Genomic DNA, 10,290 nt, shown 5'->3' with positions numbered 1-10,290 from the left:
TGAGTTACTGAGGAATAACACCGTTAACGCCTTTGACGAACCATGTCATATTCCATACTTCGTCATCGCTCATAACGGTACCGGCAGCAACTTTCTCTGCACCACTCTGATCATAAAGAGGACCTGCAAAAATTTTAAGAGAACCGTCTTCGATTGCAGCACGTGCTGAAGCTGTTTTTTCTGCTGTTCCTTCTGCAACAAGCTCTGAAAGTGGAGCCAAATCTACCATATTTGCACTCAAACCTTCCCAGTATTTTCGGCTTGTCCAGCTTCCGTCGAGAATTTTCTGAATGTCATCCTTTACGAAAGTTGCCCAGTGGAAAATTGGCGCTGTAAGATAAGCTTTTGGAGCTGCATCCGGAGTCGGAACATTATAACCAAGAGCAAATGCACCTTTTTCTTCTGCTGCAACCTGAGGAGCTGTTGTATCCTGATGCTGTTCAATTACGTCACAGCCACGGTTCAAAAGCTCAAGAGCACCCTGCTTTTCTTTTGTAGGATCATACCATGTATTTGTCCATACAACATCAACAACTGCATCCGGGTTTACAGACTGTACACCGAGAGCAAATCCGTTAATTCCGCGGATACATTCTGAGATAGGGAATGCTGCAACATAGCCGATTTTGTTTGTTTTTGTTTTAAGACCAGCTACAATACCTGCAAGATAGCGTGCTTCGTACATTTTTCCGAAATATGTAGAAACATTTTCTGCTGTTTTAAATCCTGAACAGTGACCGAATTTTACTTCAGGGAAATCTTTTGCAACGTTAATTGTTGAATCCATAAATCCGAAAGATGTTGTGTAAATTACGTTACATCCGGCATCGATTAAATCGCGGATTGCTTTTTCGCAGTCAGAGTTTTCCGGAACATTTTCCTTGTACATTGTAGTAATACCCATTTCTTCAAGAGCAAGACGGCTCTGATCCTGAGCCTGTGTATAGCCCTGGTCATTTACAGAACCAATGTAAACAAATCCGACTTTAAGATTTTCTTTTGTGACAGAAGCAGAAGCTCCAGATTTTTTGTTACAGCCAGTCAATACCATTGAAAAAGCCATAACTGCAAGTGCAATTTTTGCAAGTTTTTTCATTTTTTATACCTCTTTGCGGAATTCAATTCCGTTTGAATCCATTTTATCGATAATCGCAAGACTTTCAACCTTTAAGCCAGCCTTTCTAAGCTCATCTCCGCCATTCTGAAAGCCCTTTTCGATTGCACAGGCAGCACCGCAGAGTGCTGCACCCGCACTTTTACAGATTTCAATTAAGCCTTTAAGTGCATTTCCGTTTGCAAGAAAATCATCAGCAAGAAGAACGCAGTCCCCTTTACTGATATATTTTTTTGAAACGACAACATTGTAGTACTGGTCGTGCGTAAAGCTGAAAACTTTTGCCGAATAAACATCTTCGTTTACATTTGAAGTCTGATGTTTTTTTGCAAAAACAAGCGGAACACCAAAAACACGTGCAAGACTTGCACCGATTGCAATTCCGCTCGATTCAATTGTAAGGATTTTCGTAATTTTTACACCTTCAAAACGGTGTTTCCATTCCAGTGCAAGCTCATCAAGAAAGGCTACATCAATCTGATGATTAAGAAAATTAGAAACCTTTAAGATTTTTCCGCCGATTACCTCGCCGTCAGCAAGGATTCTGTCTTCAAGTAATTTCATTAGAATAAATCTTCCATTCCGTAAAGTTTACCTTTTGAAAGCTCTCCCGACTGAAGTTTAGAACACAATTTTTCCAGGGCAACTACACTTCCGCGTGCAAAACCTTCCCGGCTGCGTGCTCTGTGTGTAAGTTCGATTGAATCAGCAGGTGAATCAAAGAAAACAGTATGAGTTCCAGGAACAAAGCCTACGCGTGTAGAAGAAACATGAAGTTCGTTTGCCTTAGGCTTTTCGTGGAAAGCATCAAATACCATTTCTGTCTTTGATTTGTTTCCGCTCATAACACGACGTGCAACTTCAAGAGCTGTTCCTGAAGGAGAATCTGCCTTCTGATTGTGGTGAGCTTCCCAGACTGCAACATCGTATTCAGAATATTCAGACATAAGACGGGCAGCTTCTTCTACGATTTTATAAAACATATTTACACCGATTGAGAAATTTGAAGAGCGCATACATGTACCGTTTGAAGAAGCGCAAAGTTTTTCGATTTCGTCTTCTGATTTAGCCCAGCCTGTAGTACCGACAACAACCGGAAGACCAAGCGGAATAAGGGCGTTTAAGTTTCCGATTACAGCAGTCGGGTGAGAGAATTCGATAACACCTTCAGCCCCACTGTTTTTTACAGCCTGTGCAACAGCATCATAATCGCCTGCCTTTACAAGATTTGCAGCATCTTTTGCAGCAACATCTACAGTTGCCACAACTTCGTGTCCCATTGCTTTGGCACAGGATTCAATCATGTGCCCCATTTTTCCATATCCGACTAACGCGATTTTCATTTTTTACTCCTATAAAACAAAATGAATTATATGCTAATTCACAACTTCGTCAAACAACGCCTCATAAAGAGTTGTCATATCTGTATTTGTCTTTTTTAGTGTAGAACTTAACCGCTGTGCAAGGCAGAGCATTACGCGGTAACCTAAAACAGGTTCTTTATCACAAAGTTCTTTAAATTTCTTCCCGCTGATTACGCTTGTACGGCAGTCAGTAAGTGCAATAACGGTAGCACTCCGTTTGTCTTTTGCAATCAAAGCAGCCTCACCAAAGAAAATTCCCATTTCATCATTTAATATGGCAAGTGCAATCCGGTCACCGGCAAGGGTGTTTCTGAAAACCTGTACCCTTCCCTGTGTGAGAATGTAGAAATTCTCTCCGTCTTCGCCTTCTTTTATAATTTCTTCCCCGGCAGAAAATGTTTTAATTTTTAGTTCATTGTAAACAAGCCGGAGAATGCGGACATCATTTTCGTTTTCTGCACGAAAGTCTGAAAAAAGATGAAGTTTCAAAAGTTTTGGAAGAACTTCTTCAAAACTCTGGCTGATTTCTTCGAGAACTTCTGATTTTTTTGGATCATCTTCTTTATTAAACAGCTTCGAAAGAATCATTTTTCTTACCTTTTACAAAAATTGCCTTTGTATGTTTCTGAATTATAAAATCATCAGCCGGAGTCAGAATCGGATCATTGCTTTTTAGTGACTTTACCTTTTTAAGATTATCAACAATCTTTTTTACATCAGGATTTTTCTGGGCTTCACGCAAAGCATCCTGCCTTCTGCGGTAAAAGTTTCCCGTATTCTGAAGAAGCCCGATTAAAACAGAACCGTTTGAAATAGAAGAGCGTAATTCACCATAAGTCTTTCCGATGAAAGATGGCGAAATATTTTCGATAAGAATACCGGAATCCGCATCATCACCAATAAGTTCACGGATAACGTTTGAATAACCCATGCCGCTTGAAGCAGTAGCAAGCAGCGAGTATTCGTAGTCACTTGTAAGTATTATTTCATCACAGTGAGCCATTTCAAGATGTTTCTGGAATTTTGAATCATAAAGCTCTGCCGCAATGTAAAGGCTCGGATTTAAATTTTTCATTGTAAGGGCTGCAAGAACTGTACGGCTGTCCATTTCCATCTGGGAAAAATTCTTTGAACGGTCGGCGATAATTAGCACTCTTTCTGCATCTTTAATAAGGGCGCGGTTCAAAGTTTCTTCTTCACTGAAGTCCCCTGAAACATACTGAAGATCTTTAAAACGGCTCTGATTTTTAATCTGCTCAATATTTTCAGAAGCAGTATCGTTAATCAGAACAACCATATCCGGCGTTATGTCCGGATTTGAACGAAGAACCGTATCAAGAATTTTCTCAAAACCGTCACGATAGCCGCAGAGTAAAAAGTGATTTTTTAAATTTTTCAACTGCTTTAACCCCTTGTCTTTTTTCATTTGAATTTCCATGAACATGGAAGCTATTTTACCTGTGATTGTACTGAATAATAAAATTCCTGAAAGAAGAATGATAAAACTGCAGAAGCGGCCGACAGGAGTGACCACGCAGATGTCGTAATAGCCTGCAACAAAGGCAATTAAAAAGTTCCAGATACTGTCGCCGTAATGCTCCATTGTAACGCCGGCTTCATAACGCCATACAATATCAATCAGAACAGCCATAAGTGCGATAAAAGCAATTACGACATAAGTAAGCGGATTTTTTAAAAGGGAAAGAGAAAAACGTCTGACTGAACGAATTAGAGTTTTTCTACTCACTTAAACAAAGCCTTATGCAAAATCTGAACAACGTCATTTGCCTGAGATTCGTCTACAAGCATTGAAATATTAACTTTGCTTGCTCCCTGAGAAATCATCTGAACATTGATATCTGCCTCATGAAGTGCTTTAAATGCATCTTCAAGAATTGAGCTTGAATGGCTTGCATCACAAATAAGGGTAACGATTGCTTTGTTTGACTTTACAGTTACATCAGCTCCGCGTTTCAAATCTTCGACCAGACCTTCAAGCTTTGTTTTACCGTTTACAGTGAGAGAAACAGAAACTTCAGAAGTTGCAATTACATCAACACTGACATTCCACTTTAAGAACTGATTAAAGACATGCGCAAGAAATCCGCATGCACCAAACATATTATTTGACTGAATATCAATTAAACTTACATTTTTTACGCTTGTAATTGCAGTAACACGCGGAGTTTCACCGGAATGTTTTTCAACGATTACCGAACCTGCACTTTTGATATTGTAGCTGTTTTTTACACGGACTGGAGTTCCTGTTTTGCGGCAAGGAATCATTGAACGCGGATGAAGAACCTGAGCACCGAACATTGCAAGTTCCTGTGCTTCTTCGTAAGTAACTTCTGGAACCGGGCGTGCTTCTTTTACGATTCGAGGGTCTGTTGTAAGAATACCGTCAACATCCTTCCATGTCTGAATTTCGTCAGCCTTCATTGCAGCACCAATCATCGTTGCGCTCAAATCAGAACCGCCGCGGCCGAGGGTTGTAATAATGCCGTTTTTGTCCTTTGCAATAAAGCCTGTTACGATAGGAATTTCTTTCTGTTTTCCGTTTTTATAGTCGCCTAAAGCCTTTGGAATATTATCCCAGACTTCATCGAGAAGTTCTGCCGACATGTAGTTTGAATCAGATACCATGCCAATATCCCACGCATCGTAGAATTTTGCAGAAGTTCCCTGTTTTTCAAGATAGGCTGCCATCATACGTACGCTCATCCGCTCACCAAAAGAAACGAGGTAGTCGCGGGTGCGTTTTGTAAGTTCGTGAAGCATTGAAATGCCGGTAAGAAGGAATTTAAGTTCTTCTAAAAGCTCTTTGATTGCCGGAACATCGATTTCGAGTTCTTTAGCTGTATCAAAGTGAAGTTTTTCTACTTTTGCAATATCAACCGTGCCGTTTACAGCCATATCAGCCGCATCAAGAAGATGGTCTGTAGTATCTCCCATCGCACTTAAAACAACGACAGGGCGTTCTTCTTTATAAGCCTGAATAATTGAAGCAACATGGCGGATTCTTTCCGCATTGGCAACCGAGCTGCCACCGAATTTCATTACTATCATAATGTTTTTATTTTAGCGATTTGACTTAGTTGATACAACATGAAATCAAGTACAAGCAAAACTAATTCATAAATTAAAAAAAATATAAAAAAATAAGGCTCATATACAGCATTCAGATAATAAAACGGGGGCAGCAGATATTGAATAAAGCGGAGGGAATGAATATTCATAAAAACCGGACAGAAAACAAGAAAAATCAGAATCAAAAGCGGTAAAACTGCACAGAACCTGACTTCATTTCCACACAGCAGAAAAATTATATGTGAAAATAAAATTGAGCTGCATAAGAACAGAATAAATGCTAAAAATTCACCTGAAAAATTTGTAAAAAGTGAAGAACAGATAAGAGCTGATATAAAAATCAGCGATGAAGAAACCAGCGGAATAAGAATCATCGAAAGTGAAAATAAATATTTTTTTATCTGAGAATTAAAATGAAGCCAGATAAAAACGCCTCTTTTAGAATCCTTCATAAAATACAAAACCGAAGCAAAAGTACAAAGCATAAGCCACACAGAAAGCAGCCCTCTGAAAGGTAACAGAAGAAATGCATTTGAACCGTTTTTAAAAAAAGCATTTTTATGAACAAAAAGTTCCGGACCAGAAGCAAAACGATTATATTCTTCAAAAAGAATTTCTTCATCAACAGTACCAAAACGTTCCAGTACATAAAAACGGTATGCCTGATAAGAAAAAAGCGGGTAAATTTCTTTATATAAAAGCTCCCTGCTGAAGCTTAATGCTGTATTTTCTTCGGCTTCAAAAACAGTCACGCACGGCCTGATAATTCCGTCTTTTGCGGCCTTTAAAATTCTTTCTTCAAAATCTTTATCAAAAAGCCATGCTGAGTCTGCCTTTTTCTCAAGAACCAGATTTTTTGCTTCTTCTTCAGAATCACACTGAATAAAGTTCACATTCTCGATGGAGGAGGAAAAATTCTTAATAAGGCCGTCATTTACTGTGTGAACAGCAATAGTAAGAACACCGCTTTTTTCAGAAGAAGTCAATTTAAAAAAAACTGTTAACGGCAGAATTAAAAGGAGAATCACAATGAAAGACGGCTTTTTTAGAAGTCTTTTCTGCATCAGTAAAAACCACATCATGAGCGCCCCCTTATTCTACGGAAACGGAGAAAAACTGAAATACAGAAAAATAAAAATGAATACGCAGATATAATTAAAAGTGAAGAAATGCTGTCATTTTGCATTAAAGATGAAGTTAAAAAAGAAAGAGAAATACCTGCTGGTAAGATATTCCCTAAAATTTTCATCTGTTCAGGAAAAAAATCCAGCGGATAAAAACAGCCGCCTGTAAAACAAAGTGAAATAAACACCAGAAACTGCAGGCTTATCAGAGAAACTGTATTATCCGAAAACTCAAAAAGCATAAACTGCAGCAGGGAAAGTAAAAAACAGACCGGAATCATATGAAAAAAAAGCGATACTGTGCCCTTAAAAATGCCGCAGTATCTCCAGGAAGAAATTTCAATTCCAGAAACTGAACAAAGCACAAAAATTGAAAGCATTACCCAAAAAAGCTGACATAAATGAAGCAGAAAATAAGCCTCACATTCACAAAACACCTGCTTAAAACAGCCTATACCGCGCGAAGCAAAAAATTTATACTGACTTTGAATGCGGTTCATAAAAACCGGATACGAGCTGATTCCTGAAAGCGAGAAAAATAAAATCAAAAGTGCGCAGAGATAATAAGAAAAAACAGAAAGCCCGTGAGAAAGACCTGCTTCCTGCACACGGGCAAGTTTAGTACGGTCCAGAGTCCATTTTACATACTTCATATTCAGATTCAGCAGATATTTCTGGGCAAGCGGGCGCTGATTTGTGAGGGCGGCGATATGTTCCATTGCAAAAATTCCTGCCTGAGCCTGTAAAAGCAGATTAGTAATTATTGATGAAACCTGATCTTTTAAAAGGCTTTCGATTCCCGAAGCTCCGCTTGAAGTAACATAAGTGACTTTTTTATCATTACTGCCGTTTTCAACGCTTTCAAAAAAGCCGTCCGGAATTACAACATAAGCTGCAATTGTATGTTTCCTGAGTAATTTTTCTGCTTCTTCAAGATTAAGGATTTGTAAATCTACAAAAAACCGGCTGGAATCCATCATTTCAAGCGCATCAACGCCGAATTTCATATACTTATTCGATAAATCTCCCACAATACCAACGGAAATTTTCTGCTTTGTACCGGAAAAATCCATATTCCGGACAAAAAGAAAAGCAAGAAAAGCAATTGTAAAAAAAGAGATTAAAGAAACTGAAAGAATATTAAAAATATGCGGACGGATTTTTAATATCTGAATCCTGAAAAATCTGAAAAACTGCATCATTGAGCAGAATCCCTGCAAAGTCTAGCTTCGCCGTTTTCAAGAATATATTTTTTTGTACAAAGTGCAATTTCACTTTCATCATGCGTAACTATAAATAAAATGCCGCCGTTTTTTGCAAATTCTTTGTAGTAGGAATAAAGTTTTGCCTTACACCCAAGATCAAGGGCAGCTCCAGGCTCATCTAACAGAAGGATTTTTGGATTTCTGGCAGCAGCACATCCTATTGAAAGTCTTTTTTTCATTCCGCCTGACATTTTAGAAACAGTTGTTTTTAAAAAAGCATTTATGCCTAAAAGATTTAAAACACCGCCGTCTGAAAGAGATTTTTCCAGTTCTGATTTTGAATACCACAGGCGCAGATTGTCGCGTGCAGAAAGCTCTTCAAATAAAACTGAGTTTTGCGGAACGTAACCTGTAAGTTCTGAAAAGAGGAAAGAGTTTTGCTTTTCAAAAAGATTTTTACCGGAGACTAAAAAAGAGCCTGAATCACATTTTTCGACTCCGGCAAGAATTGAAAGGAGCGTTGATTTTCCGCTCCCGTTTTCTCCCAAAATTCCTACGATTTCCCCTTCAGAAACTGAAAGAGAAATATCTTTAAGTACAGGCTTTTTGCCGTAGGATTTTGAGATTTTAATTAATTCTGTTCCCACCAGCCGTTATCCGAACTGTCATAAGAACCATAACCATCATAATCATCGTAGTCATCATAGCTGTAAGAACCGTATGGGTTTACATAGCTTTCTACGATATTTGCAATTGCTTCTCCGTTTAACTGAGATACAGCTTCAACATATTCATCAGCAACTTTTGCTTTTTTAAGGTTAGCAGCTACAGTATCCATTTTAATTTCGCGTACTGTTTCCATAATTTTATCTTCATCAAGAGTTTCAATATCAATTGCTTCCTGAGGAACAGTCAGTTTGCTTCCTCCGTTAACTTTAAAGTCTCCCTTGAGTCTTAAGTATGGAGAATCACCGTTTCCGATTACAAGCTCAGTTTTTGCAGATTTTCTGTCTTTCTGCTGCATGTTTAATATGAATGTAAGGTTATCAATTAAAGCAAGTGCATTTTCATCAAGGGTGTAGCGGAGTTCACGTTTAAGTTCACGCTGCATTTCTCTGGTAAGAGTAAATGAAACACTTCCGTTTGCTTTAAGGTTCTGCATTCCTTCAAGGTCAAAATTTTTTGTAGAGAATGAGAAAAGATTTTCTTCATCAGCATAAACTGTAAAATCACCTGTCATTTTTCCGCCTGAATAAGAACCGAATCCATTCAAAGAAAAAAGTTCGTTTTTACGCTCTACAGCTGCAAGTGAATAGCCGAATGAAGAGCCTTTCTGAACAAATTTTGATTCGATTGAATCGCGGTCAACAACAAGTTTTGAACCTTTCAAGTGAGATTTTGAATCTGCATAAACACTTACAACGACATTATCTTCATATGACAAATCATCAAACAGTTCTTCGAGTGAATCTGCAAATTCTGCGGCAATTTCTTCTGATGAAATATCTTCATAAAGAAGACCTTCACCGAACTGAAGAGCCCAGTCAAGAATTGCTTTAAGATTTTCACTTGCCAGTACTGCTTTTTTAAGATTAGCTCCTGTTTTTTCGCACCATTCTTCTGTTAATGCAAATTTAAGTACAGTGTAATCAGCAGAAACATCTTTTCCAGAAGAAAGACCTGCAGAAAGAGTCTGTACTGATCTTTCAACACCGCTTACATCAGCCAGAAGAGCTGTAAGAAGTTCTTCAACAAAACCTGTGAAAACTTTTTCAGAAGGAGCCGTTTTAAGAAGCTTAAGTTCTGCCATATAAAGTTTGAAAGTTTCCTTTAAAGAGTAATTATCTTTTGAATCAATTACAAAATACTTTTTCAAAAGTTCCGGCATAGAAAGATAAATTTTAGCATTTGCCAGATCTTCAATACACTCAATAGTAAGAATATTAACTGAATTAACGCCGATTCCAAGATTTACACCGGCTTTGTCATCTTTTAAAGTACTTGATGAAGTAAGCTGAACTGAATTTAACCATCCTAAGTCTACACCTGGAATAACTTCTGTAATAATTCCACGAATGAGAGAGGATGTTTTTTCATCAAGCTCAATTGAAAATTTTCCGTCTGAGCCAAAACTTGACAGATTAACCTGCTTAAAAGTGTCTCTGAAACCGCCGGCAAATTTATTTGTCGACTCCATAACAGAAGATTTTACTACAGCCTTAAACTGTTCATCAGGCGTTTTTTCTTTTTCGCCGCAGGAAATTAAAAGCAATGCAGAAGCAAGAACCGCTGCCATTGTCAAAAGCACTTTTTTCATAATGCTCTCCATTAAAATTAGATTAAAATATAAGGATAATCTTATCATTGGTGTGTTTTTGTGACAAGCAGTGAAT

The 10,290-nt window shown here is 38.1% G+C and carries 10 protein-coding genes; all 10 read right to left on the bottom strand.

The features are described from left to right. Positions 1 to 4: 4 nt before the first annotated feature. The 10 genes from ACKI5B_RS03940 to ACKI5B_RS03895 are packed head-to-tail and all read right to left on the bottom strand — an operon-like array spanning position 5 to position 10,214. On the bottom strand, positions 5 to 1,096 hold the full coding sequence (locus tag ACKI5B_RS03940) for a BMP family ABC transporter substrate-binding protein (protein ID WP_407426045.1): 1,092 nt from the start codon (positions 1,094 to 1,096) through the stop codon (positions 5 to 7). A gap of 3 nt (positions 1,097 to 1,099) precedes the next feature. Further along, entirely contained in the window at positions 1,100 to 1,678 is a 579-nt protein-coding gene (locus ACKI5B_RS03935; RefSeq protein ID WP_407426043.1) for a xanthine phosphoribosyltransferase, read from the bottom strand. Next, a complete protein-coding gene (gene dapB, locus ACKI5B_RS03930) occupies positions 1,678 to 2,457 on the bottom strand; it encodes a 4-hydroxy-tetrahydrodipicolinate reductase (protein WP_407426041.1) in 780 nt (259 codons plus the stop codon). Before dapB ends, ACKI5B_RS03935 begins: the two co-directional genes overlap by 1 nt. A 33-nt stretch (positions 2,458 to 2,490) precedes the next feature. After that, positions 2,491 to 3,066, bottom strand: a complete 576-nt coding sequence (locus ACKI5B_RS03925; RefSeq protein WP_407426039.1) for a cyclic nucleotide-binding domain-containing protein — start codon at positions 3,064 to 3,066, stop codon at positions 2,491 to 2,493. Further along, positions 3,044 to 4,225, bottom strand: a complete 1,182-nt coding sequence (locus tag ACKI5B_RS03920; RefSeq protein ID WP_407426037.1) for a TrkA-related ion transporter — start codon at positions 4,223 to 4,225, stop codon at positions 3,044 to 3,046. Before ACKI5B_RS03920 ends, ACKI5B_RS03925 begins: the two co-directional genes overlap by 23 nt. Continuing rightward, on the bottom strand, positions 4,222 to 5,547 hold the full coding sequence (locus ACKI5B_RS03915; protein WP_407426035.1) for an aspartate kinase: 1,326 nt from the start codon (positions 5,545 to 5,547) through the stop codon (positions 4,222 to 4,224). The genes ACKI5B_RS03920 and ACKI5B_RS03915 overlap by 4 nt, the downstream gene beginning before the upstream one ends. Next, positions 5,544 to 6,650 carry an ABC transporter permease gene (locus tag ACKI5B_RS03910; protein WP_407426033.1) on the bottom strand — a complete coding sequence of 369 codons (1,107 nt, stop codon included), beginning with the start codon at positions 6,648 to 6,650 and terminating at the stop codon, positions 5,544 to 5,546. Before ACKI5B_RS03910 ends, ACKI5B_RS03915 begins: the two co-directional genes overlap by 4 nt. After that, positions 6,647 to 7,894 (bottom strand): ABC transporter permease, encoded by a 1,248-nt coding sequence (locus ACKI5B_RS03905; RefSeq protein ID WP_407426031.1) that lies wholly within the window; start codon positions 7,892 to 7,894, stop codon positions 6,647 to 6,649. The genes ACKI5B_RS03910 and ACKI5B_RS03905 overlap by 4 nt, the downstream gene beginning before the upstream one ends. Next, positions 7,891 to 8,544, bottom strand: a complete 654-nt coding sequence (locus ACKI5B_RS03900) for an ABC transporter ATP-binding protein (RefSeq protein ID WP_407426029.1) — start codon at positions 8,542 to 8,544, stop codon at positions 7,891 to 7,893. The genes ACKI5B_RS03905 and ACKI5B_RS03900 overlap by 4 nt, the downstream gene beginning before the upstream one ends. Beyond that, entirely contained in the window at positions 8,529 to 10,214 is a 1,686-nt protein-coding gene (locus ACKI5B_RS03895; protein WP_407426027.1) for a hypothetical protein, read from the bottom strand. Before ACKI5B_RS03895 ends, ACKI5B_RS03900 begins: the two co-directional genes overlap by 16 nt. Positions 10,215 to 10,290: the final 76 nt, after the last annotated feature.

Source organism: Treponema sp. (assembly GCF_045657965.1).
In the GTDB taxonomy this organism is placed as follows: domain Bacteria; phylum Spirochaetota; class Spirochaetia; order Treponematales; family Treponemataceae; genus Treponema_D.
This window is presented reverse-complemented; position numbering and strand designations above follow the sequence as displayed.

Excerpts from the sequence above, each read along its gene's own strand:
- ACKI5B_RS03940 (WP_407426045.1), bottom strand. The coding sequence starts at position 1,096 with ATGAAAAAACTTGCAAAAATTGCACTTGCAGTTATGGCTTTTTCAATG.
- ACKI5B_RS03935 (WP_407426043.1), bottom strand. The coding sequence starts at position 1,678 with ATGAAATTACTTGAAGACAGAATCCTTGCTGACGGCGAGGTAATCGGC.
- dapB (WP_407426041.1), bottom strand. The coding sequence starts at position 2,457 with ATGAAAATCGCGTTAGTCGGATATGGAAAAATGGGGCACATGATTGAA.
- ACKI5B_RS03925 (WP_407426039.1), bottom strand. The coding sequence starts at position 3,066 with ATGATTCTTTCGAAGCTGTTTAATAAAGAAGATGATCCAAAAAAATCA.
- ACKI5B_RS03915 (WP_407426035.1), bottom strand. The coding sequence starts at position 5,547 with ATGATAGTAATGAAATTCGGTGGCAGCTCGGTTGCCAATGCGGAAAGA.
- ACKI5B_RS03910 (WP_407426033.1), bottom strand. The coding sequence starts at position 6,650 with ATGATGTGGTTTTTACTGATGCAGAAAAGACTTCTAAAAAAGCCGTCT.
- ACKI5B_RS03905 (WP_407426031.1), bottom strand. The coding sequence starts at position 7,894 with ATGATGCAGTTTTTCAGATTTTTCAGGATTCAGATATTAAAAATCCGT.
- ACKI5B_RS03895 (WP_407426027.1), bottom strand. The coding sequence starts at position 10,214 with ATGAAAAAAGTGCTTTTGACAATGGCAGCGGTTCTTGCTTCTGCATTG.